Source organism: Acinetobacter sp. YH12068_T (genome assembly GCF_024606005.1).
GTDB classification, from domain to species: domain Bacteria; phylum Pseudomonadota; class Gammaproteobacteria; order Pseudomonadales; family Moraxellaceae; genus Acinetobacter; species Acinetobacter amyesii.
The window spans coordinates 1,254,850-1,278,754 of record NZ_CP094555.1 but is presented as its reverse complement, the minus strand read 5'-3'; the positions used below and the strand labels follow the sequence as shown (position 1 = coordinate 1,278,754).

Below are 23,905 nucleotides of genomic sequence, written 5' to 3'. Positions count from 1 at the left end.
CTGCCTAATTGGGCGTTTTTTGGTTGGGTTCTAAACAGATTGTGTTATAAAAGTATGTACACCAAGAACATTAAGAACTAGATTTCAAATGACTCAAAATGCGTTAAACCAATTAAAAAGCCTAACAACGATTGTTGCTGACAGCAGTGATTTAGCTGCGATTAATACATTCCGTCCATTGGATGCGACCACAAATCCATCTTTAATTACAGCAGCGGCAAATCAACCTGAAAATAAAGAACTGATTGAAAGTGCTTTTGAACAAGCGCGTAAAGAAGGTTATCAAAACGATGAGCTGGTTGAGCGAACCATCGATATTCTTACGGTCAAATTTGGTGTAGAAATCTTAAAATTGATCGAAGGACGTGTATCTACAGAAGTCGATGCAGCCTTGTCTTATGATACTGATGCCACCATTGCAAAAGCTAAAGAGTTACTGGCTTTATATGCACAGTATGGTATCGATCAAAATCGTATCTTAATTAAAATTGCCTCAACGTGGGAAGGCATTCAAGCTGCTAAAGCCCTTGAAGCTGAAGGCATTCACTGTAATCTGACTCTGTTGTTTGGTTTGCATCAAGCTCAAGCCTGTGCAGATGCTCAAGTCACGCTGATTTCGCCATTTGTTGGTCGTATTTTAGATTGGTACAAAAAAGCTGAAAATGTGGATAGCTACCCGATTGAGAAAGATCCGGGCGTGTTATCAGTGAAGCAGATTTACCACTACTACAAACAACATGACATCAAAACTGAAATTATGGGTGCTAGCTTCCGTAGTATTGATCAAGTGCTCGGCTTAGCAGGATGTGATTTATTGACAGTTTCACCAAATTTATTGGCAGAACTGGAAAAAGATCTGCGTACCGTGGAAGTGCAATTGTCTAATCATCATGCGCATGCACACTGTCAACACGATGTACAAGTGCTCGACAAGCAAACTTTCAAAGCTGAAGTTGAAAAAGACTTAATGTCTTTCCAACTATTACAAGGCGGTATTGATGGTTTTATTAAAGCCCGTGAGCAATTAAGTAGCTTACTGCGTCAAACTTTTGGCTTAGATGCTGAAATAAAAGCATAAATTAGAAATTTTCAGTTTCATCTAGAACCGAAGTTGTATACTACAGCTTCGGTTTTTTATTTGAGTGTCTTCAGTGTTTGGAATCACAGACTTAACGACCTTTATTATTGGTACGATATTAATTGTGATTTTACCCGGGCCAAATTCACTTTATGTCATGTCTGTTGCTTCTCGCTATGGCATTAAGGTCGGCTATTTAGGTGCTTTTGGCGTTTATACTGGCGATTTGATCTTAATCTTACTCACTGCTCTCGGCGCTGCATCCTTACTTCATGCCTTCCCTTGGTTATTCTTATTATTAAAAATTGTGGGTGCGCTGTATTTAAGTTATTTAGGTATCAAACTTTTCAAGGCTGCCTACCAAACTTGGAATGCCGTTCAAACGCCAGAACAACTCGACACCAAACAACTGAGTTTGAGCGAACTGAAACCGTTTAAGACTGCATTAACCATCAGTATTTTAAACCCTAAAGCCATTCTTTTTTACTTATCGTTCTTTGTACAATTCGTCGATCCTGCATATCCATATCCTGCGATTACATTCACCGTACTCGCGATCGTATTGCAAATTATCAGTATGAGCTATTTAACGATTTTGATCTTTTCGGGTGCAAAACTGGCCACCTATTTTAGCCATCGCTATAAATTTACGGCATGCTGTGTAGCAGCAGTTGGTCTTCTATTTTGTGGATTTGGTCTAAAGCTTGCGACATCTACCATGTAACCGACATGGGCAAAGTATTTCTGTTTTTTTACTTAAAAATCTATATGCCTTTAAACTTTTGAATGGATGAAACATCCACAATCTATGTTTTCGGTTCGTACTATTAAAGTGCCTTTTATTAAAGTGTCGTTCTTGAATAAATAAAGTATTTCCCTAACATCTTGTTAAGCACTTTTACTGTACAGGACTTGAGCGTATCATCCTGAAAAATGTCATCTTAAATCTGCGCCAACAATAATCATAGCTCGATCATTATGCAAAAACTACTCCAAGACTTTTCCATTCCAGCTGCTTTTGCAGGTTTTATTACGTTCTTAGTCGGGATCAGTGTCTCGGCTGTTTTAGTGATCCAATCTGCACAAATGCTCGGTGCCAACACTGCAGAAATAACTTCTTGGTTTTGGGCCCTAGGTTTGGGTATCGGCTTAAGCGGGCTGATTCTGTCTTGGAAATTTAAATATCCCGTTGCGACTTCATGGTCCACTGCAGGACTGGCACTGATTTTAGCGACTGCAAATGGTTACAGCATGAATGCCGCCCTAGGTGCTTTCTTGGTCTGTGGCTTATTGACAGCAATACTTGGATTTTTAGGCATTTTTGAAAAAATACTGCGCTATATCCCGCAATGTCTAACTAGTGCAATGTTGGCGGGTGTACTCCTTAAATTTGGTATTGAGCTATTTGTCAGTTTACAAAATGAATGGGCATTCGTTCTGGGTTTACTCGCGGCTTATGTCATCAGTAAACGACTGTTACCACGTTATAGCATTGTCATTACGGTGATCATTGGCATCATGCTTTGCCCATTATTACTTGGCTTTCAATTACCGGCGCTTAATTTAGAACTCGCACAGCCGGTTTGGGTCACACCTGAATTTTCGATCTCAGCAATACTGGGTTTGGCGCTGCCCCTCTTTGTAATCAATATGGCCTCTCAGTATTTACCGGGTTTAGCCATGATTAAAAGTTATGGTTATCAACCCCACGTCAATCAACTGATTGGTTGGACTGGTACAGCCCAAACGCTACTCGCGCCATTTGGATGTTTTAGTGTCAATATTGCTGCGATTAGTGCTGCCATCAGTCTAGATGACCAAGCCCACCCCGATGAGAAAAAGCGCTATATCGCAGGTATGACCTGTGGCTTCTTTTATATTTTGATGGGCCTGTTTGCAGCCACTTTGGTGAGTTTCTTAACCGCTTTCCCATTGGTGTTTATTACCGCTTTAGCAGGCATTGCCCTACTAGGCACCATTGGACACAACATCGTCATTGCTTTCCAAGAAGCGAGTGAACGTGACGCCGCTCTACTCACCTTCTTGTTTAGTGCATCGGGCGTACAGTTTTTTGGTATTGGCTCTGCATTTTGGGGTTTGGTCTTTGGTTTAGTCGTGCATGCTATTTTCAAATATAAAAGAAATTAAGCCCTCAGTTAAATAATTTGCTTCAAATAAAGAATGATACGCGGTAACGTCATCCGCATGTGTTTGAGATAGGACTATTTCTAATCAAAAATGTTTTTGCGGTGAGGAGCAATGCTCCGCAAGATGGTTTCCTTACGTAGCACGCTTCTCATTTTGCCGAATGAGAAACAACATTTCAAGAGTACCTCCAGCCGAAGGCTAATCCCTTTATTCAATCCCTAGATGTAAGACTCTGTCGAATAGACTTAAAAATCATTTTAAAAATGCGTAATTACTTTTACGTATGTAAAATCAGTTATTTAATCTATTTCGCTCGATACGTTCGGGCGATCAGTTCTTGTTTTAATAATTGGGTTTCGCTCTCATCTTCCACTTCTGTAAAAGCGGTGAGCCAAATACCATCGGCTGCATAACGAACAATTTTCAGTTCTATATCCGAATCGGTCTGATGATGACGCTCTAGACGTGAGTTCATCCATTCGATCCAATATTCATTAAATGTTTTATCGGTCAGCATGGTCATCGAAATCGCGGACCAAGACTGTTGCAAACCCATGATTTGTTTTTCTAAAGTAATTTCAATATAGGCTCGGGTAAAGCGACCGTATGGCTCAGGGTCTTCGTCAATTAATCGATCTACGACTTCGTCTAATTGAGCCAAAAGCATGACGATCATGGACTCTAAGAGCTTTTGTTTGTTTGAAAAATGATGAAATACACCGCCTTTTGTGACCCCAACTAAATCCGCAACGGCTTGAATCGACACCCCGTTGACACCTTTATCTGCAGCAAGAAGGATTGCGTGCTGCAAAATACTTTGGCGTATCAGTTGAGGCTCTTTCTTGCGCTGATGCGGATTATCCATATTAATGTCCAGCTGAAGTTGAAAACAGGTTGATCACGACCACACCTGAAACAATCAGGCCTATCCCTAACATGGCTGGGAGGTCTAAACTTTGACGAAAGATAAAGTAGCCAATTAGTGCGGTTAAAACAATACCAACGCCTGCCCAAATGGCATAAGCAATACCAAGTGGTATGACTTTAATCACCTGAGACAATAAATAAAATGCCAAACAGAATAAAACTGCGACAGCCAATGAAGGCGCAAGTTTGGTAAAGCCTTCTGACTTCACCAAAAATGTCGAACCAATTACTTCTGAGATAATCGCCAATGACAGTAAGCCATAGGCCAATGTTACCGAATTCATTAATCATTCCAAAACAAACATACCAACTGGTAGGTATGTTATTAAGTTAAAGATTATTCTGCAAGCCTTTTAAGTCTGTTTTTAATTTTTGACGGTCTGTGTGTGTTGTTGCAAAAATTCTAAAGTACGATCAAAGGTCTGCTGACTGGCCTTTTTACTCATCATAAATTGATATTCATGTACCAAAAATTCTTTCGAATCTGGATAAAATACCGCTGTCACAGGTACATTATTTGCCTTCAATTTTTCTACAAAAGGCTCAGATTGAGTTTTGGTTAAAAAATCTTTATTACCACCGCTGATAAATACTGGTGGATAATTTGCATTAATATTTGAGGCCGTTGAAATACGCGTTAAAAACTCGGCATCATCTTTTTTGTCTCCGGTATAGGCCTGAACCAAGTTATAGACGCCCCACTCGATCAGTCCAATCTCGTTGGGTGCAGTATTTACAAAGCTGTTTAAATCATAAATACCACAATGTAAAATCAGCCCTTTAAGCTGTGAAGGCTTTAATACAGGCTGAATCTTTGACGCTTGCGCAAAATCTGGATTCGTAACCAAGGCGGCATAATGACTGGCCATATTTGCACCGGCAGAATCCCCTGCCAAATACATATTTTGAGAATCAATGCCATATTGTGCCGCATGTAGATTCAAAAACGTCAGTGCTGCATCTATTTGGTTGAGCTGTGTGGGATAAATGGCTTCAGGTGCAAACTGATATTGAACAGAAACCACATTATAACCTTGGGCTGCGAGCCGTTTAAAATATCCACCTGCATGCTCTTTTGAACCTGAGACCCAACCGCCACCGTGGATCCAAACAATCGTTGGTCTTGGTGCAATCGCCATACTTGTTTCAGGTTGATAGATATCCAAGTTTAAATTTGGATTTTGTAGATATTGAATATTTGACTGCACAATAACATTGTCAGGAGCATGTAGGTTGATGGAGGTCTTTTGAACTTGTGTCGATAAATTAAAAGCACCTGCAATCACTTTGGTACTGCTTTGCGTGTTTTGACAACCAGACAAATGCAACACTGAACACATGCTAAGTACAACCAACCCTGCTTTATATGACATATCAAACTATCCAATCGCATCAATTTTGTTATAAATCTTAGATTTAAAACTGTATATAGTTTAGGCTTATTTTCATAAAGTTCAAATTGATCTTTTAAGCTCAAAATCCGAGAAAATTGGTCGATTTTATTTTAATATTTTTGAGCAAAGTCCGAGTTTTTTGCTCAGATTTATTTGACGATTTATCGACATTAATTTATGTAATTTTATGAATTTACAATATTTTTTAGATTAATAAATTGAACCATGCACGACAATGTGTTATCAATAATCTATAGGGTTTAAAAGCAAAATTACAGGAGATTGTTCCATGTCATATCAAAACATTTTAGTACCTGTCGATGGTTCAGAAATCTCGTTTTCTGCAGTTAAAAAAGCTGCAATTATTGCCAAGGCGTTTAACAGCCAACTCACTTTAATCAGCCTTGTTGCTGAAGACCCATTTACCGATGCAGACTTCTATTATTCTTCATCAATCATGAAAGAATATTTCGTACAAGCTTATGCAAATGCAGAATCCGCATTGAAAGAAGCTGTGCAAATTACAACTGAAGTGGGTGTAGAAGCACAAAGTAAAATCATTAAAGGCCAAGTTTCTGCTGAAGGTGTGGTAGAAGCAGCCAATGAAGTCAAAGCCGATTTGATTGTGATGGGTTCACATGGTCGTAAAGGCTTTAAGAAAATGCTACTCGGCAGCTTCGCACAAGATGTACTCAGTAATACTGAATTACCTGTGTTGGTTGTAAAAGCTTAAGATGACCAAGCCCACATCATGTGGGCTTTTTCTATTCAGCACACCCTTCACCCATAGGCTTACCCTTTTGTCTAATTCATACAATATCGTGAATAGAGCAAGATTAGATTGATAACATTTAAAATATTAAGGAAGCAGATATGAGTCAATATCAACAAATTTTAGTCCCTGTGGATGAATCTCCAATTTCATATTCTGCTGTTGAACATGCCCTCAGCTTGGCTAAAAGTCAAAATGCACAAGTGACCATTGTCAGTGTTGTTGCTGTTGATCCATTCGTTGGTGTCGATTTCTATGCTGTTGCACCTGCAATCACTGAATATTTTATGCAAGCTGAAAAAAGTGCTCAGCTGCGTTTAGAAGATATCAAACAAACCTTTGTACGTGATGGTATCGAAGTTAAAACTCGTTTGATTCATGGTGTATCGCCAACTGAAGGGATTTTACAAGTGGCTGATGAAATCTCTGCGGATTTAATCATCATGGGTTCACATGGACGCACAGGTTTGAAAAAAGCCATGCTAGGCAGCGTAGCACAAAATATTTTAACGCAGTGCCCAATTCCTGTTTTGATCATCAAGCAATAAACTAAGATTCAAAAAAAAGCCCTTCATTGAGGGCTTTTCTTCTTTTAGATCAATTAAACACGTTATTTAAATACACAATTCGTTCTGTAGTTTTCTGATTAAAACATTTGGTATATTGCAACTCTTGATTTTGCGTATTCATCGCATCATCCCAGTATTGCGAATGCTTTTGATAAGTCTCTTTTTCACTTTCATTTAATGAATAAACACTTTTTTGTGCAAGCACTTTACAGTCGATATCACGCTTTTCAAACCAATCCGCTTGATCTTGCTGTAACTGCGCCTTTTGTTCATCACTAAAACGATCCCAAGTCTGATTGAGACGATCCACCACTTTGGCATTATCCTGATCTAGCTCTTTCTTACGAATATCCATTGCCTTTTGTGCAAGGCTCATTTGTTGAGATTGACTCTCCATCCCTTGCTGATAGGATTCTTCGTTTCGCTTATTTTGAGCACTATATGCCGCATATAGCACCGCATGACGTGTCACTGTTACAACGCTATCAATTACGTCATTTTGACTTGGGACACTTAAACTTAAACCATCTTTGTCGGTTTTAGTGATGCTATAGCTAAAGTTCCCTTTAAGCTGATCATTGTCCATGCTTAAGCCTGACTCACCATCTTCGAGTGAATCATTCAAAGTATAATGACCACGTTCTTCACAGCCTTCATCACATGGTCGTTCAGCAAAGGCGTTTTCAGCACGCTTTTGTAATCCTTTCGGGAAAACCACCAACAATTGACTGCTACATTCCAATGTTTTGGCTTTATTCGGGTCTTCAGTTAAGGTCGTGACATTTTGAATGTTAAATTTTAGATTTTTTACAATCAGATCCATGAGTTGCTGATCGGCTTCATAATCTGACTGACGTATTTCTTTGTTTAATTCTTTGAGATATTCGTTTTTTAAATGATCTTGCAATTGGTCAATATTGGCTTGTGCAGTACAACTCCAATCTTCCAAAGCAGGCGCTTCCGTTTTGGCTTCTGTATCTTTTTTATTTTTAAAATTATCACAGCCGGATATCAATGCCGCAGACAACATGAGGCTCGTGATGACTATTTTTTTCATTGTATAAGTACCGTTATGATTTTATTCTTCGGGCGTATTTTACTCAAAATTACAGCGCTTTGACGAGAAAAATCCCCGCATGTGCAGGAATTTTTTATATATCATCTCATTTAGTACGGTTTTAATTGGCCTTTTCAGTGACGCCTTCATTGGTAACATCTCGTACTTTGCCATTCTCGGTATTTAAAACCTCAAACTCAATACGACGGTTTTTGAATTGACCTTCTTTGGTGCTGTTATCCGCTACGGGTTTTTCTTGACCATAGCCCACCGCTTGAAGCTGTGCGGGATCAACGCCTTTCGACACCAAATAATCCACCACAGATTGCGCACGCTCTTGCGATAAAGTTTTATTCGCTTCTGCATTACCCACAGCATCAGTATGACCTTGTACAGTCAGATGTACCTGTGTAGCGCGCTGCATTAACGCTGCCGCCTGATCCAAAATCGATTTATTCACGTCAGGAATATCAGATGAACCTGTCGCAAAATTAATAATTTGTAAGTTCAGCGCAGTCGCAACATCTAGCGCACGAACTTGTTCAGGGTTAATACTCGCTAATGCTTTTTGTGCATCAGTAATACTGTTATCTACTGCTGTTTGTTCACTCACACCTTCTTGAACCAATACCGTCATATTTTTTACTAAAGGCTTAATTTGATTGGCAAGGCTTTGAGCATCCGCAGGATTTTGCGACAAAATCGATAACTGATTTTCAGTCCAGGTTAAAGTGGTATTTGGGACACCTTTGAGTTTTTGCAGAACCGTTGGAATGGTATCTTGATCAATAAATTGCGTATGGTAACTGGCATCAGATGAAGCACCACAGCCCGTATTAAAGTTAAAGATCTGTTTGACTTGTTGCTGCAAAATTTCAAGATAATTTGAATCACCAGTTTGAATTTGACAGTTGGTTAACTGCCCATCTGTACCGGTGCTAAATTGCAAATGTGCTGGCTGAGATGCAGCAGGCTGTGCAACCGTTGTTGCAGAGGTGGTTGGTTCTTCTTTATTAGTACAAGACTTAAACCAAAATGCGATTAGACCCAATAATATAAGCAGCGCAATAATTGGCAATAACCAATTCGAGCGTTTTTCTTCAACGATAACAGGTGTTGGTTCAACAACAGGCGCTTGGTGTAACGTACGGCCAGCTGCAGTGTTTACCCCTAAACCTGCGAGTAAAGGCACTGCCCATTGTGGTAGTGCCGCCAAAATGCTATCTGCATGATTATCAAGTAAATGCGTGATTGCGACGGGATCAGATGAACCCGCTTCATTTTCAAGTGCCCCTAAAGTTGGAGCTATAGAGTGGTTTAAGGTTTGCTCTATTTCTGACGTTGTGGCCGTACCGCCACCGAGATGTTGCAAAAATTGATCTTTTAATGTGGGATTTGCTGAAAATATATCACTAATACGAGGGTTTAACTGTTTTTGAAAGGCATCAATAAATTCAGGTTTGGATCGAAAAATATTTAACAGGAATGGAATAAACTGGCTAATGGCTGAATTTTTTTCATTTAAGTGTTGTGTATCACCGTCCAGCACAATCGAGGAGACGTGCTGCTTAATCAGCGCTAATAAATCTATATTCATATTTGTACTCCATGCAGTTGTCATTATTTTCATGTGTACTTTAGTTTATATGTTTATTTTTTGATCAAATGTAATAATTTGTTCAGACTTGTCAGCGCGTTAATTTCTTTTTTATTTTCAATCTATTAATTTCAATCCTCATAAAAAAAGCCAGCCGAAGCTGACTTTTTTGATGTCTGATTAAAATATTAGGACTCAACTGATTTTAATGCTGGGCTCTAGCTTAAACAGCATAAAAAGCTTGAAGCACTTTACCTTTAACGGTGTGCTGAATTAATGGTGTGTTCTTACCATTTGACACAATCGTGTCTTTATTAATGGTCCACTCAAGTTCAGGATCAACAAGCACCCAACCCGCTTCATCTTCCCAACGTTGTTGCATATTGGCTACTTTAGCAGGTGCGAGTGTGACTTTTTCAACCCATTCCAGTGGGCTTAATAGGCCTTCTTGAATCAGTTGAATACCAAAAGGCACATAAGTATCAAATGCGGTAAAACCGGGCTGTGTTTCAGCAAATGGCGCCATTTTCGCAGAGCTGCTTAATGGCTCATGATGCGTACAGATCGCGTCAATCACACCGTCTTTTACCGCTTGTCTGAGCAAGTCTCTATCTTGCTCAGAACGCAGCGGCGGACGCACATGCGCAAGTGAATTAAAGCCGTCGATCAACTGATCAGTTAAATGCAATTGGTGCATGGCTACATCGCAAGTCACCGGCAAGCCTTTCGCTTTGGCATGTTTAATCAATTCAACAGATGCACCTGATGACAACAGACCAAAATGCGCACGCACTTTAGTGGCTTCAATCATCAGTAAATATTTTGCAATGGCTACGGTTTCTGCTAATGCAGGGATCATCGGTAAACCTTGACGAGATGCGACAAAGCCTTCATGCACACAGCCATCTTTGGCAATCTGCGGTTCTTCGGCATAGAACACAACGGTCATGTTCAGACCCGCAGCATATTCTAAGGTACGAATCACCACATCATCGTCCATAAATGGCGCATTGGCATTTGATACTGCTGTACAGCCGCCTTTTTTCAAACCTGCCATATTCGCAGGCTGCTTGCCTAACAAGCCTTGAGTCTGCGCGCCAATCACCTGCAGGTAAATGCCGCCATCTAGCATGGCTTTTTCCACCAGACCATGAATCAATGCGCCATTGTCTTGCACAATCGGTTTAGAGTCTGGCGGCGTAAACACATGCAGAATACCATTCGCACGCGCAGCCTTCCCTTCTGACTTTAAAGTGCCGTGCTGCTGCTGACCCGGCTCACGCAAACGCGCGCAAAGGTCAACCATACTTGGCATCAGCCATTTGCCTTGACCATCAATGGTTTCAGCGGCATTGCTTTCGGCAACCAATCGGCCATTTTCAATATAAACTGTCTGTACGCTGTCAGTTTGATTGATTGGATCTAAGACACGTACATTTTCAACTTTAACAATACTCATGACTATCCCTTAAACCGCAATCGCTTCAATTAAACCTTTTTCTTGCAACTGACCTTGCATTGCCAAAGCCAGTACCGCCATACGTACCGCAATACCATTGGTCACCTGATGTAAAATCACCGACTGAGCACCATCGGCAATACTCGAGTCAATTTCAACACCGCGGTTCATCGGTCCCGGATGCATCACAATGCAGTCAGGTTTTGCCAAAGCCAAGCGCTCTTTATTCAAACCGTACATTTTGTAGAATTCAGCTTGAGATGACAGCGCAGGAGAATCAATACGTTCATTTTGAATACGCAAAGTAATAATCACGTCGCAGTCTTGAATGCCAGCTTCCATGTTGTTGAACAGACGAATGCCTGCGCCATAATCATCAAAACCGTAAGGCAGCAAAGTATTAGGCGCAATGACACGAATATCTTTACAGCCCAATGTTTGTAATGCAGCGACATCTGAACGGGCAACACGCGAATGCTTAATATCGCCAATGATGGCAATGGAAATGTCTTCAAAATTCTTTTTGGTTTCACGGCGAATCGTCAACATATCCAACATGGCTTGCGTAGGATGCGCATGACGGCCATCGCCTGCATTGATGATTGCCACATGCGGACAAACATCTTTGGCAATAAAGTGCGGCGCGCCTGACGATGAATGACGAACCACAAAAATGTCGGTCGCCATCGCTTCTAAATTCCACAAGGTATCACGCAGTGTCTCGCCTTTTGATGTACTTGAACGTGCAATATCAATGTTCAATACGTTTGCAGACAGACGTTTTGCTGCCGCTTCAAAAGTGGTACGGGTACGTGTTGAATTTTCAAAAAACAGGTTCATTACCGTACGACCTTCTAAAAGGTTGTTGGTAATCAGCTGATTTTGGTCATTAAAAAAGGACTGTGCCGTGTCCAATATTTTTGTGAGAGTTTCTTTAGAAAGGCCTTCGATGGTGAGGAAATGTTTTAAGTTACCATCTTGGTTGAGTTGAATCTGGCTCGGTGTATGCAATGCCGCCAAGTGCATGAGAGATTCCTTATCGTTAAGTTAACGCATTATACAGAGAATCTTGGCAAATGGCAGTTGAAGTTTTCAACGTTCAATGCAAACGCATGATGTTATTCAAAATGAATTTTCAAATTCCTATCTATCATTTCAATTAGATAAATTAAACGTTTTAAATTAAACTTCACCTTTACCCTTTCAAAAAGCCTTCAAACAGAACTTCAATCCACCTTTATTTTTAATTGAATTGGATACTTTCAAAAAATAAAGTTCAGCTGTAAACAGCCGCCTTCTGCGCAGTTCAACAACTCTTGAAATAAGGAAGTTGGTTTATACATCAGGCTGTGCGCAGCAAGAAAAATATACCTACTGCTCACAGCAGGATTGAATTAACGCAATGCGCCGATATAACGATGTGCAACCTGTGCTTTATAGATATCTTCCGCAGTCGGTTCGCTCATTAAAATTTCTGCTGTTTCAGATTGAACTGAGCTAACTATTGGTTCTTCTGGTGCTGAAACTGCAACTTCATGCAAATCCAACTCACTATATAAACGTGCAACTAAACGAGATAATTCAGGATCAGCCGTTTCCAAAGCCAAGTTAGAAACAAAGCGTGCATATTCGACATTTTCAACTACATATAATGCGTCAATAACCCGACCTGACACACGACGTAAACGCGCATAGATTAAGGTTGCGATTGAAAATGCGTTTGATTGACTATTGATTGCCAGCCCTGTCATAAATACCCCTAATGATATCAATATTATAAAGATCGAATTTTGATCAGGGTTATAGCAATTTTTGTACCATTAAGTGATATTTCTCACAATGTACACAGAATAAATTTGGTAAAGTCATTCAAATCTACCGATATTTCTCCCGTTTCAGCGCAATATCGTCCGCCCAAATCCCCGAAAATACGTTAAAATATGCGATTGCTTTTTTGCCTTTGGAAATTTACATGAATTCGAAACCGCGTCTTTCTACATATTGGGTTACCTGTGCAGATGGACTGGAAACCTTACTCCGCGAGGAAATTGAAGGTTTAGGTGTTCAAAATATTGAACAGTTCCCGGGTCGTCTTGTATTCAAAGGCACACTTGAAGATGCATACCGTATTTGCATGTGGTCACGTTTGGCTTCTCGTGTACTCACCCCGATTCATACACATGAATTAGAGTTCACGCATGATGCACGTGATGTGGCTGAAGAGCTCTACGAAGGTGCAATAAACTTTGATTGGTCACTTATTTTTGCACCACAAAGTACATTTGCCGTTCGTTTACACATCGAACGTGACATTAAAGTCAATTCTCAGTTCGCAACTTTACGTGTCAAAGATGGTGTGGTCGATTCCTTTATGGAAGCTGTGGGCAAACGTCCTAGCATTGACATTAAGCAACCTGAAATTACGTTGTATGTATTAGCTGGCAAAACTGAACATACTTATTGCTTAGATTTATCAGGTGACTCTTTGCATAAACGCGGCTACCGTCGCTACATGACAGATGCGCCGATTAAAGAGAATCTAGCAGCTGCCATCTTACAGAAAGCAAAACTTAAACAGCATCAACCCGATATTATCTTGGACCCAATGTGTGGTTCAGGGACATTTATCATTGAATCTTTAATGATTTTAACTGACCGCGCGCCAGGCCTTGTTCGTCGTTTTGGTTTTAATGGTTGGAATGGTCATGACCATGAACTTTGGATGTCGATCAAAGGCGAAGCTGCTGAACGTCATAAAGCTGCACTTGAAAACCCTCTCCCACAATTCTATGCATTTGATGCAGACTGGGAAGCGGTAAAAGCAACCAAACAAAATATTATCGCTGCAGGTTTCGAATCTGTACTTGATCAAATTAAAATTGAAGAACGTACACTTGCAGACTGGCCAGATTTCCAAGCAACAGGTAAGAAAAGCTTTGTTGTCACTAACCCTCCGTACGGCGAGCGTTTAGGTGATAAAGCCTCTAACCGCGCACTGTATTTAGGTCTATCGGCATTATTACAAAAGAACTTCCCAAATCAGCCTGCTGCGATTATTGCAGCACAAGTTGAACAGGCCGATGTCCTTGCCTTTAATGATCCGCAAATTTTACGTTTGATGAATGGTAAGCTGCCGATTTACGTCCGTTTTGGTACTGTCAAACCTGCGGCAGTTCAAAAGCCTTTCCTCGAGCATTGGGAACCGCAACAATTTGAAAAAATTGAAGGTGCAGAAGACTTTACTAACCGTCTGCAAAAAAACATGCAGAATCTTAAAAAATGGGCAGTTAAAGAAAATATTTTCTGCCTACGTTTATATGATGCCGATTTGCCTGACTTTAATGTCGCGGTAGATTTGTATGGTGATCGTTTACACGTACAAGAATATGCACCACCGAAAAAAATTGACCCTGAAAAAGCCAAAAAACGCTTTAACTTAGCACTTCAAGCGATTCGTGCAGTGACAGGCTTAGGTCGTGATGCGATTTTTATTAAAACACGTGCCCGCCAAGAAGGTAAAAATCAATACACCAAACAAAGTACCGCGTCTAAACGTTTTATCGTTCAAGAAGGCAAAGCAAAGATTTTGGTGAACTTAACAGACTACCTCGATACAGGCCTGTTCCTTGACCATCGTCAAATGCGTCTACGGATTGCCAAAGAAGCCAAAGGTAAACACTTCCTGAACTTATACAGCTATACCTCTACAGCAAGCTTACATGCAGCGCTTGGCGGCGCAGCAAGTACGACCAGTGTCGATTTGTCAAATACCTACCTAAACTGGTCTAAAGAGAACTTTGTACTGAATGGTTTGACTGTAGATCATGCAGATGAACAACATCAGTTCTTCTCTAGCGATTGTTTTGAATGGTTAAAAGAAGGTCACGAGCAATATGACCTGATCTTTATTGACCCACCAACCTTCTCAAACTCTAAAAAGTTCTATGGTACTTTTGATGTCCAGCGCGACCATATGTCTTTACTGAAACGTGCCATGAACCGTTTAACCACTGACGGTACGCTTTACTTCTCAAACAACTACCGTGGTTTTGAGATGGACGATGTGATCATGGCAATGTTTGACGTTGAAGAAATCAGCAATGAAACCATTGGTCTAGACTTTAAACGTAACAGCAAAATTCACCGTGCATGGAAAATCACCCATCCACAAATCTAAAGTTTAACTTTAGAAATTCCTGATCTATGAAATGAAGCACGTCAGTGCTTCATTTCAACCACAACTCCATCTGGATACGTTACTCGAATATTTTCATGTCGCTCTTGCAGCACAATACGGTTAATCGGTGCCACTTCTGGAGATTGTATTAACCCGACCTGATCCGCTGCCCTTTTCTTTTGAAGCAAATAATCACTCATGGTTGAGCCTTCAAGCTGGGTTTCTTGAATGATCTTATTATTACGATTAGATTTATGATTTGAATTTTTCTGCTGCTCTTCTTTGGGTTTAGCTGCTTCACTCTCAATAATATCTAAGGTTTCTTCACTAAACTGTTTTTTACCTTGCATTTCATTCGACAAACGTTGATCGGAAATTGAAGTACCCGCAAAAGCTATAGACTGAACAGCAATTAAAAAAATGCTACTAACAAGACTTTGTTTTACCCAAGAACATTTAGGCATGGATGAATGAACAAGTTTCCGTCTAAAAAAATAATCGTGTGACATGGTGTCTTTCCTATTGTTGTTTTGATTGGCTAGTTGCCCATTGACGCTAGCAACTTTTCAACTGTTCAACAATGGCTAGGCCGCTGTGTTCCGATAAACTGAAAATCATAATTCTGTAGCCAAAAATACAAAACCGCCAATCTATGACGGTTTTATATTTTTTAAACTTAACTACTCACTACTGGTTGCTTATTTCTTTTGTATAGCTTGACCAAAAAGCTTTTGACCGAACTTATATTGCATACTCATGACCATGTTATTGCCATCGCGCTTGCCTTGCCCTGATGTTTCAAAACCAGCAAACATGGCTTCGGCTTCCTGTCCTGACAAACTTTTGCCCTGTAATTGTAAAAAGTTATTCATGATTGCAGTCATTATATTTTTATCAAAACTTAAGTCTGCTTGAAAATCCAGCAAGCTCGGCACCATTTTAATAAAAGACTCCATTGAGGCATGGTGACCCGGCATGACTTTCCCCACGACATTTGCAGAGGCTTTACCTCCACCAATACTGATCGAGTTATCTTTAGATTCAAAATCAAAACCTTGGCTTGCGATAGCTAAGAAAGCTTGAGTCATTTCTTCACTTGATTCACCCACTGCATCACATGAATTTTCCACCTGATGCAAAAGTTCACTAAATGCACGAACTTTATCTAGATTAACTTTATGCAATGCCAAATTCAGTGCGAAATCTTTAGTGACCGGTGAACCTGGGAAATCCATCTCATCAGCTTTTAAGTAGCCTTCAAAGTCCACATCATGTTTATTTAGTTCGGTCTCCCAACGCAATTGCATACCACGCATGCCGCCTGAGAACTTTTGATCTAAACGTTTGATAGAAGCCGCTTGGATTTCAACAAAACCATTTTCAAGATTTTTCTGATTTAAACCTTGATTGGTCTTCATCGAAAAATTTTGCACCATGGTTTGCATTGGACCTTCACTCAACCGAACCACAGGTAAATGGATTGAAAGCTCAGATACCTTAGTGGCTTGCCCCGGTAGACTACTGATCCGAATTTGCAATTGGCTGGCATCAGCTTGTACCGTTGCACCTTGTGCAGTCGTTTTAAATGCAGGAATCTGTAGATCTGTTTTACTTTGACCAATCCAATTGACCAAAGTTTTTGCCGTTAAGTCCGTACCAAAAAGCTTGGCATATTCGGACGTACTTTGTTGTTGAACAATCTTAAAGTTCGAGTTGATGTTATGACCTTTCAACCCACGTTGAATCTGATCGGTACCCTTCAATACGATCACTTCTTTGGGTTTACACGGGTCTGTTTTCAGCGTTAATACCCAATCGACCGTTCCGCCCATCAAGCCCATTTGATAATTGCTGTACTTCACATCAACATCTTGTACAGCTGCTGACCAATTATTCTGTGTATAAAATTGGGCAAGAGATTTATCTGCATATAAATTCCCTCCCACCACAGCTGCTGAAAGCACCGCTAAACTGCCAATTCCCCACATCAATTTTGACATGTCTTTCTCATTCTGATTATTCTTTGCGCAGTATACTGAAGAACTCAGTTACATAAGTACACAATTAAAATGATATTAAATGATTGATTTGACAGTTTTAATTGATTTTTTGATGGCTATCACTTCAACTATATACGCCCAGCTTCAAAATAACTTATACGTTTACGATCAAATGCGGCATATGGATTGCCTTTAAAACTATGAAAATAGTGCTTGGCTTTTAACACGTGAGAGGTGGTATTTTTCATCCATCCTATACGCGGGTCCTTCTCTGCCAAAGTGATGCAATAGGTTTCTTTGCCACGTCGCTTGGTCTGTTGCTTGGCATGAAAAATCAAACTTGCAAATACTTCTAGATGTTCAGGATGACATAGTGGACTATGCAGCATTAAATAATCGAAAGTTCCCTGAATTTTTGGCAGTGATAATACACCACGCACACTCGCATAGGCATTATAAAAAGGCTTCATCAACTTTAATGGACGTGAATAGTCGATCACACGAGTTTGTTTGAAACTCTTTTGATTCCATAATCCGTAGAGTCCAACCAACAGATTATGCTGATCATAAATCAAATAAAAATCGTCCAGATTTAAGCCTGCCCAAAATGGATTTTGACCATCAACCAACGCATTAAAATCATAGCTAAGTAAAAAATTATAATGGTCTTTCATTTTTAAAATGAAATCATTCGCTTCATCTACACGTTCAGCAGTCAGCATTTTAAATTGATATTGATTGAAAGTTTTTGGTCTCATTGCCTGTGAAACAGTAAAGGTTCGAATTTCATCATAAAAAAATGGCAACGGAAAACCTGATCTTTCATGATGTAAAATACTAGCTGCGACAATATTGGCGTTTAAAACTACACTTTCAAAAATCGTATCTTGGGGGATTTCATCATGGACATAGTCCATTAATAATCGCATGACTTTGGCACCACGATACGCCGGATTCATTCTTAAATCGGCAACATAACGTATTAGGTCAGGCTGACCATTGATATAACAATAACGCCACCCCAAATTCATCATCGCAATCACGATAGATGGATCGTCCACAGGGACAACCACTTTTAAATCTGGTCGATTATACTGTGCATAGCTAGCAGCTAAATAACTCGGGTGACGCTCATAAGATAAGGTAATGCCATTACTTGGCACACTCTCAGCACTAATTTTCATTAGTTGCTCATCATCTTCGACAGTCGCATTTCGAACCGCAAACTTAGTCTCATTCTTTGAATGATATAGCGCCGTTTCATCGAACGGTGCATCTAACACATCGATATCCATCTCAATACTCAATTATTTTTGTTTTCATTTTCTTAAGTGGCTCAGGCTTAATATTCCCTTCAATCATGCCATTGTTCATGGCTAGTGTTTTGTAGTAGTCCCAAGCATCTTGTACATGTACCACTTCAGGTTCATCCAACTGCCCTAGATCGCGTGCCAATTCATAATGAAAATTATGTTTAAGCAAACGGTCTAGTGCATGAGCGGATGGTTGTTTATCTACATTACCTTCACTAAGCAAAATATAGTGTGGTTTTTTAACCGAACATTGTTCGATACCCAAGATACTAATCGGCAAATAATCCGCTTGTTTAAACTCTGCAAGCACTTTAACTGCAGCATTGTGGTCGAGCTTTTCTCCGACCAAATCTACCGTCATTTTGCGACCTAAAAATTTGAAGCATGGCACTTGCTGATAAAAGTCTGTGACTTCTAATTCATCATCAATCACATAACGAATTAATCCTGAACCTGTCGTGATCACAGGACTAACAATATCACCTACTTTCAGTTGCCACGATGGCACCACTTTTTGGCTGTCTTGCAAAATAAATTCATAAAAATGTGACTGATAACTTAAGGTAAAACGGTTTGCAAATGGAATCGTCACTACGCCTTCAGTTGCCCATAAACCTTTACCTTCAAATGCCACACCTGCAATTCGTTGCTGGAGTTGTACTGCCCACTGCTCTGCGCTCGCAGTATCCCAACTCGAAACCAGACTGAGTTTAGGCCACAGTTTTTTCCACGCCGTTGCTTGGGTCAAATCCAAGTCTTGTAAGCGATAGCATTGTTGACAAGATTTAGGAACTTGCAGAAAACTCAAACCCTCACGTTGCCATTGTCCAGTTTTTAAGACCTGCACAATTTCAGCTTGATGTTCATGAATGATATCCAACAATTGCAAAGCAAATGTAGGACTCCATACCGAAATCATGCCTAAATGCTTATCTGCAACGAGATACACCGCGGTTGCAAACATGGCATCTTCGGCTGAATTCGCCATCGCAATTTCAGTCGGTACCGACTGGGTAATTTTACTCAACACTCGCTTCGACAGATTAAGCAGCGCACTGTCATCATTCAAATTACTATTTTCTAAAAGCTTTCTCTGGCTTTCAGGCAACCATGAAACCGACCAATAATGCGTTGAGTTTTTCAGTTGTGGATGAGTGCGATATAAATTAGTGAGCCATAACCCAATAGCTTCATCTAGCTCATCTAAAAAAGCCTGAGTATAGGGAATGAATTTAATTGCTTCACTCGACCCACTGGTCGGTTGGAAACGGATAATTTTTTCAGGCCCCAAACAATTTTTGCCACTTTGTCTGGATTGTTCAATTTGGCTTTTCCAATTGCTATAACGCGAAAGCGGATATTTTTTGGAAAATTGCTCATAGCTTAGATTTTGCGAAATGTGCTGCTTTAAAAAATGGCTTAATTTTTTACGTTGCACATTTTCCAGCTGATTTGCCTGCTGTGTATAGCGCTGAAATGCTTTACGGCAGGCAATATTCAAAACTTGATGTGCTGTAGTGAGAAGCAATCCCATTAGGCCACCTTCGAGTCTGAACCTGTCGCAATATGCAATGTACGTGACTTATAACGTAACTTGCTGTCATGTTTACTTACACTGGTGGTCTTGGTTAAGAATCGATTTACATAACGGTATAAATCGCTCCAACGTAATTCACCAATGCACGGTAGTTCAGTTCCATCGACCCACGTTGGGTTCTTATCTTCAAAGAAAGCAATCTTGGTATTGTTTTCGCGCATCTCATGGGTGATTGGCGCAACATCTGCTTTGAGTGGCTGATAGTCTTCGCCAAAATTCAGCAGACCTGTTTCATGGTTATAGTATTCTGAGAAATATTCTTTACAGTACGATTCGACAAAGTCTTTGAGATGAGCATTTTTCTCACCATAATGTGGATAGTAGCTGTAGTAGTTATTGGCTAAGAGCAGATAAGTTTTAAAGCCTTTAGAGATCAAAATCCAATATACAGGGGTTCTTGGATGACGAAATTTAAAACTAATAATATAACGGAACATTGCTCGAGTTAATGCACGATTCCCCCAATACTCTTTCTCAATAATGGTATCACCACTGAAAAAAGCATGTCGGGCTTTACCATCAACAATAAAGTCACGCTCCATAACCGTCGAGAATCCGACAATTTGATTATTTTTCGGTTCAATAATGAAAAAAACACCGGTTTTTTCTAAGAAGTCGCGTTCAAAAATTTCATAACGGGTATTGGCATAATATTTTTGGTAAATACCATACATGCGTTTGAGTTCTTGAACAGTGATGTCATCTGTACGTTTATATAAACTATAAGGTTCTTTTTTGATCTGCCTAAGCAGTTTAAATTCCATCATAATCATAATTCCCTGTTGCCATTCATTCATGATGAACGAGCGATATTGTTTTTGTTTTACAGAACACGGTCATCTCGTTGGATGTGTGCGGACGTCATATTAGTGGGTGAAAATGATGAAATGCAATGAACTTTACGTATTTAAACGAAAATTACGACAAGCGTAAAATTAAAAAACCCGGCCTAAACCGGGTTTCTGTTTTTACAACTGGATGTAGCAGATTTGTGCTTTTTAGTTGAGTTTTAACTTTTCAAAAGTTAGGTGATCTCCTTCCGCTTGAACGACAATCGTATCGCCCGGTTGGAAAGCACCTGATAAGATTTTCTGTGCCAATGTATTTTCAACTTGTTGTTGGATAGCACGTTTCAGAGGACGTGCGCCATACACAGGGTCAAAACCAGCATCGATAAGTAATTCAAAGGCACTATCTTCAACCGCCAGACTCATGTCTTTATCTGCCAAACGTGAACGTAAGCGATCCAACTGAATATCCGCAATACCACGAATTTGCGCTTTTTGTAAAGAGTGGAAAACCACCAACTCATCAATACGGTTCACAAATTCAGGTCGGAAATGTTCAGATACCGCAGCCATAACCACAGCGCGAACTTCGTCTTTCGACGGGTTTTCACCTAATTCACGAACATCGGTTGAACCTAAGTTCGAGGTCATCACGATCACGGTGTTTTTGAAATCAATCACACGGCCTTGTGAGTCTGTTAATCGACCATCATCCAACACTTGAAGTAAGATGTTAAAGACATCTGGATGTGCTTTTTCAACCTCATCAAACAACACTACACTATAAGGTTTACGACGAACAGCCTCGGTTAACACACCACCTTCTTCATAACCCACATAGCCCGGAGGCGCACCTACTAAACGGCTCACCGAATGCTTTTCCATAAACTCTGACATGTCGATACGAATAATCGCATCATCACTGTCAAATAAGAAATTACCTAAAGCTTTGGTTAACTCAGTTTTACCTACACCTGTAGGCCCAAGGAATAAGAATGAACCACTTGGGCGGTTTGGATCGGATAATCCTGCACGAGAACGACGCACCGCATTCGACACTGCTACGACAGCTTCATCTTGACCAACTACACGGTTATGTAAGAACTCCTCCATGTGTAAGAGTTTTTCACGTTCACCTTGCAGCATTTTCGCAACAGGAATACCTGTAGCCGCACTTACCACTTCAGCGATTTCATTTTCAGTGACTTTGGTACGAATCAGTTTTGGCTCTTCGTTCACCTCGGCAACTTCTTCTTCATTCAAGCGTTTTTGCAACTCAGGAATAACACCATATTGCAAACGGCTAGCTTCTGCTAAATCACCTTCACGTTGTGCTTTTTCAAAGGCAGTACGTGCTTTATCTAGCTCGATTTGAGCCTGATTCGTGCCGTCAACCAAACGTTTTTCCGCAATCCACACTTCTTCCAAATCACTATATTCTTTTTGAACTTCAGCAATTTGTTTCTCTAGGTGCTCAACTTCAGCTTTAGAGACTGAATCTGCATCTTTTTTCACTGCTTCTAACTGCATTTTCAATTGAATTAGGCGACGATCTAAACGGTCTAATGGCTCAGGTTTTGAGTCAATTTCCATTTTGATACGTGATGCAGCTTCATCAATCAAATCAATGGCTTTGTCTGGCAACTGACGGTCTGTTATGTAACGATGCGACATTTTTGCCGCAGCAATGATCGCAGAGTCTAAAATTTGCACACCATGATGGGTTGCATATTTGTCTTTTAGACCACGTAAAATCGCAATGGTGTCTTCCACACTCGGTTCATCAACGATCACTTTTTGGAAACGACGTTCTAGAGCCGCATCTTTTTCGATATATTGACGATATTCATCAAGTGTTGTCGCACCTACACAGCGTAGCTCACCACGCGCTAATGCAGGTTTAAGCATGTTACCAGCATCCATTGCACCATCGCCTTTACCTGCGCCAACAAGCGTATGTAATTCGTCAATGAAAAGAATAATCTCGCCATCATATTTGGCTAAATCTTTTAGAACTGCTTTAAGACGTTCTTCAAATTCACCACGGTATTTTGCACCTGCAAGCAATGAACCTAAGTCAAGTGAAAGTACACGTTTACCTTTCAGACTTTCAGGAACTTCGCCATTGACGATACGCTGTGCTAAGCCCTCAACGATTGCTGTTTTACCCACACCAGGCTCACCAATCAATACCGGGTTGTTTTTGCTACGACGTGATAATACCTGAATGGTACGGCGAATCTCTTCGTCACGACCAATAACCGGATCTAGCTTACCTTCTAATGCACGTGCATTGAGGTCTAAGGTATATTTGTTGAGTGAATCACGTTGATCTTCGTGGTTATTACTCATGACTTGTTCACCGCCTCGTATTTGTTCAATCGCTTTGCGTAATTTATCTGTCGTTACGCCTACACTATTTAATAAGGTTTTGGTTTTACCCGTTTCAGCTAAACCGAGAATCACCCAATCTGTAGAAAGAAACTCATCTCCAGCTTTTTGAGCAAAACTGTCGGCTAAATTCAGCGCCTTGACTGCTTCAGGATTTAGGTTGATGTCCCCTGTAGGCGTCGCAATAGTGGCGGTATCCTGTAGGGCTTGCTGAAGTTTGGTTTTTAACTCAGGAAGATTAGCACCTGCCTGTTGTAACAAGTTTTGGTTCGACGGCTCTTCAAGCAATGTCGAAAGAATATGGATTCCTTCAATGGCTGTATGGTCTTTCCCCATTGCTAAAGATTGGGCATCGGATAATGCTTGCTGCAAACGGTTTGTGAATTTTTCGAATCGCATTCTTGTTATTCCTCACAACAAATTCTGTACTTGAAGCATATATGGGAGTCATATTTAAAATTTCAAATACATTTTTTAAATATTTTTCAATGAGTTAATTTTAAGATAAAGATAAATCTCAATTATAATATTGGTATAAATTGAATACTTTTCAAGTCAATTATTGAAGAATTTAGTACTTTATTATGTTGTTTAAATACATATGTATTTTTAGGCAATTTTCTTGTCAACTCAACTGA

The 23,905-nt window shown here is 40.1% G+C and carries 20 protein-coding genes; 6 read left to right on the top strand and 14 right to left on the bottom strand.

Annotated features, from left to right (window positions below):
- Positions 1-88 precede the first annotated feature (88 nt).
- From tal to MST18_RS06235, 3 genes are all read left to right on the top strand, one after another.
- Positions 89-1,078 carry a transaldolase gene (gene tal, locus MST18_RS06245; protein WP_180026434.1) on the top strand — a complete coding sequence of 330 codons (990 nt, stop codon included), beginning with the start codon at positions 89-91 and terminating at the stop codon, positions 1,076-1,078.
- 73 nt (positions 1,079-1,151) lie between these two features.
- The gene (gene leuE / locus MST18_RS06240) at positions 1,152-1,802 is read left to right on the top strand and encodes a leucine efflux protein LeuE (protein ID WP_180026435.1); all 651 of its coding nucleotides are present in this window, start codon (positions 1,152-1,154) and stop codon (positions 1,800-1,802) included.
- Positions 1,803-2,056: 254 nt separating this feature from the next.
- Positions 2,057-3,226 (top strand): benzoate/H(+) symporter BenE family transporter, encoded by a 1,170-nt coding sequence (locus MST18_RS06235; RefSeq protein WP_180133125.1) that lies wholly within the window; start codon positions 2,057-2,059, stop codon positions 3,224-3,226.
- 304 nt (positions 3,227-3,530) lie between these two features.
- Here the strand turns inward: MST18_RS06235 and MST18_RS06230 are convergent, their stop codons facing one another.
- From MST18_RS06230 to MST18_RS06220, 3 genes are all read right to left on the bottom strand, one after another.
- Complete coding sequence (locus MST18_RS06230) at positions 3,531-4,091, bottom strand: TetR/AcrR family transcriptional regulator (protein ID WP_180114067.1); 561 nt, start codon at positions 4,089-4,091, stop codon at positions 3,531-3,533.
- A 1-nt stretch (position 4,092) separates the two neighbouring features.
- Positions 4,093-4,437: an SMR family transporter gene (locus MST18_RS06225; protein WP_078188613.1), complete on the bottom strand. Its 345-nt coding sequence runs from the start codon at positions 4,435-4,437 to the stop codon at positions 4,093-4,095.
- 81 nt (positions 4,438-4,518) lie between these two features.
- Positions 4,519-5,526 (bottom strand): alpha/beta hydrolase, encoded by a 1,008-nt coding sequence (locus tag MST18_RS06220; RefSeq protein ID WP_180133124.1) that lies wholly within the window; start codon positions 5,524-5,526, stop codon positions 4,519-4,521.
- Positions 5,527-5,836: 310 nt separating this feature from the next.
- Between MST18_RS06220 and MST18_RS06215 the strand changes: the two genes are divergently transcribed.
- Positions 5,837-6,280, top strand: coding sequence for a universal stress protein (locus tag MST18_RS06215; RefSeq protein ID WP_078191806.1), 444 nt, complete (start codon positions 5,837-5,839; stop codon positions 6,278-6,280).
- Positions 6,281-6,420: 140 nt separating this feature from the next.
- Positions 6,421-6,867 (top strand): universal stress protein, encoded by a 447-nt coding sequence (locus tag MST18_RS06210; RefSeq protein WP_078188616.1) that lies wholly within the window; start codon positions 6,421-6,423, stop codon positions 6,865-6,867.
- Between the two features lie 49 nt (positions 6,868-6,916).
- Here the strand turns inward: MST18_RS06210 and MST18_RS06205 are convergent, their stop codons facing one another.
- From MST18_RS06205 to MST18_RS06185, 5 genes are all read right to left on the bottom strand, one after another.
- On the bottom strand, positions 6,917-7,945 hold the full coding sequence (locus MST18_RS06205) for a DUF1311 domain-containing protein (RefSeq protein ID WP_180133123.1): 1,029 nt from the start codon (positions 7,943-7,945) through the stop codon (positions 6,917-6,919).
- Between the two features lie 121 nt (positions 7,946-8,066).
- Positions 8,067-9,542: an OmpA family protein gene (locus tag MST18_RS06200; RefSeq protein ID WP_180133122.1), complete on the bottom strand. Its 1,476-nt coding sequence runs from the start codon at positions 9,540-9,542 to the stop codon at positions 8,067-8,069.
- A 223-nt stretch (positions 9,543-9,765) separates the two neighbouring features.
- Positions 9,766-11,001, bottom strand: coding sequence for a dihydroorotase (locus MST18_RS06195; protein ID WP_078191810.1), 1,236 nt, complete (start codon positions 10,999-11,001; stop codon positions 9,766-9,768).
- A gap of 9 nt (positions 11,002-11,010) precedes the next feature.
- On the bottom strand, positions 11,011-12,027 hold the full coding sequence (locus MST18_RS06190; protein WP_180133121.1) for an aspartate carbamoyltransferase catalytic subunit: 1,017 nt from the start codon (positions 12,025-12,027) through the stop codon (positions 11,011-11,013).
- Positions 12,028-12,395: 368 nt separating this feature from the next.
- The gene (locus tag MST18_RS06185; protein ID WP_180133120.1) at positions 12,396-12,752 is read right to left on the bottom strand and encodes a hypothetical protein; all 357 of its coding nucleotides are present in this window, start codon (positions 12,750-12,752) and stop codon (positions 12,396-12,398) included.
- Between the two features lie 221 nt (positions 12,753-12,973).
- Here MST18_RS06185 and rlmKL point away from each other — a divergent pair, with 221 nt between their 5' ends.
- On the top strand, positions 12,974-15,178 hold the full coding sequence (rlmKL, locus tag MST18_RS06180) for a bifunctional 23S rRNA (guanine(2069)-N(7))-methyltransferase RlmK/23S rRNA (guanine(2445)-N(2))-methyltransferase RlmL (RefSeq protein WP_180133119.1): 2,205 nt from the start codon (positions 12,974-12,976) through the stop codon (positions 15,176-15,178).
- Between the two features lie 41 nt (positions 15,179-15,219).
- On the opposite strand, the gene MST18_RS06175 is transcribed toward rlmKL, so the two are convergent.
- The 6 genes from MST18_RS06175 to clpB all read right to left on the bottom strand — a co-directional run bounded on the left by MST18_RS06175 (position 15,220) and on the right by clpB (position 23,666).
- Positions 15,220-15,687, bottom strand: coding sequence for a hypothetical protein (locus MST18_RS06175; protein ID WP_180133118.1), 468 nt, complete (start codon positions 15,685-15,687; stop codon positions 15,220-15,222).
- Positions 15,688-15,876: 189 nt separating this feature from the next.
- Entirely contained in the window at positions 15,877-17,178 is a 1,302-nt protein-coding gene (locus MST18_RS06170) for a DUF945 family protein (protein WP_180133117.1), read from the bottom strand.
- Positions 17,179-17,306: 128 nt separating this feature from the next.
- A complete protein-coding gene (locus tag MST18_RS06165; protein WP_180133116.1) occupies positions 17,307-18,473 on the bottom strand; it encodes a GNAT family N-acetyltransferase in 1,167 nt (388 codons plus the stop codon).
- A 1-nt stretch (position 18,474) separates the two neighbouring features.
- Positions 18,475-20,025 (bottom strand): GH3 auxin-responsive promoter family protein, encoded by a 1,551-nt coding sequence (locus MST18_RS06160; RefSeq protein ID WP_180023473.1) that lies wholly within the window; start codon positions 20,023-20,025, stop codon positions 18,475-18,477.
- The gene (locus MST18_RS06155) at positions 20,025-20,861 is read right to left on the bottom strand and encodes a hypothetical protein (protein ID WP_306441826.1); all 837 of its coding nucleotides are present in this window, start codon (positions 20,859-20,861) and stop codon (positions 20,025-20,027) included. The genes MST18_RS06160 and MST18_RS06155 overlap by 1 nt, the downstream gene beginning before the upstream one ends.
- Positions 20,862-21,086: 225 nt before the next feature.
- On the bottom strand, positions 21,087-23,666 hold the full coding sequence (gene clpB / locus MST18_RS06150) for an ATP-dependent chaperone ClpB (protein ID WP_180035308.1): 2,580 nt from the start codon (positions 23,664-23,666) through the stop codon (positions 21,087-21,089).
- Positions 23,667-23,905 lie beyond the last annotated feature (239 nt).

Bases quoted from the DNA above. Each gene is read 5' to 3' on its own strand.
- MST18_RS06200 (WP_180133122.1), bottom strand. From the start codon at position 9,542: ATGAATATAGATTTATTAGCGCTGATTAAGCAGCACGTCTCCTCGATT.
- tal (WP_180026434.1), top strand. From the start codon at position 89: ATGACTCAAAATGCGTTAAACCAATTAAAAAGCCTAACAACGATTGTT.
- MST18_RS06185 (WP_180133120.1), bottom strand. From the start codon at position 12,752: ATGACAGGGCTGGCAATCAATAGTCAATCAAACGCATTTTCAATCGCA.
- MST18_RS06230 (WP_180114067.1), bottom strand. From the start codon at position 4,091: ATGGATAATCCGCATCAGCGCAAGAAAGAGCCTCAACTGATACGCCAA.
- MST18_RS06155 (WP_306441826.1), bottom strand. From the start codon at position 20,861: ATGATTATGATGGAATTTAAACTGCTTAGGCAGATCAAAAAAGAACCT.
- MST18_RS06190 (WP_180133121.1), bottom strand. From the start codon at position 12,027: ATGCACTTGGCGGCATTGCATACACCGAGCCAGATTCAACTCAACCAA.
- MST18_RS06195 (WP_078191810.1), bottom strand. From the start codon at position 11,001: ATGAGTATTGTTAAAGTTGAAAATGTACGTGTCTTAGATCCAATCAAT.
- MST18_RS06225 (WP_078188613.1), bottom strand. From the start codon at position 4,437: ATGAATTCGGTAACATTGGCCTATGGCTTACTGTCATTGGCGATTATC.
- MST18_RS06220 (WP_180133124.1), bottom strand. From the start codon at position 5,526: ATGTCATATAAAGCAGGGTTGGTTGTACTTAGCATGTGTTCAGTGTTG.
- MST18_RS06235 (WP_180133125.1), top strand. From the start codon at position 2,057: ATGCAAAAACTACTCCAAGACTTTTCCATTCCAGCTGCTTTTGCAGGT.
- MST18_RS06160 (WP_180023473.1), bottom strand. From the start codon at position 20,025: ATGGGATTGCTTCTCACTACAGCACATCAAGTTTTGAATATTGCCTGC.
- MST18_RS06175 (WP_180133118.1), bottom strand. From the start codon at position 15,687: ATGTCACACGATTATTTTTTTAGACGGAAACTTGTTCATTCATCCATG.
- MST18_RS06205 (WP_180133123.1), bottom strand. From the start codon at position 7,945: ATGAAAAAAATAGTCATCACGAGCCTCATGTTGTCTGCGGCATTGATA.
- MST18_RS06165 (WP_180133116.1), bottom strand. From the start codon at position 18,473: ATGGATATCGATGTGTTAGATGCACCGTTCGATGAAACGGCGCTATAT.
- clpB (WP_180035308.1), bottom strand. From the start codon at position 23,666: ATGCGATTCGAAAAATTCACAAACCGTTTGCAGCAAGCATTATCCGAT.
- rlmKL (WP_180133119.1), top strand. From the start codon at position 12,974: ATGAATTCGAAACCGCGTCTTTCTACATATTGGGTTACCTGTGCAGAT.
- MST18_RS06170 (WP_180133117.1), bottom strand. From the start codon at position 17,178: ATGTCAAAATTGATGTGGGGAATTGGCAGTTTAGCGGTGCTTTCAGCA.
- MST18_RS06215 (WP_078191806.1), top strand. From the start codon at position 5,837: ATGTCATATCAAAACATTTTAGTACCTGTCGATGGTTCAGAAATCTCG.
- MST18_RS06210 (WP_078188616.1), top strand. From the start codon at position 6,421: ATGAGTCAATATCAACAAATTTTAGTCCCTGTGGATGAATCTCCAATT.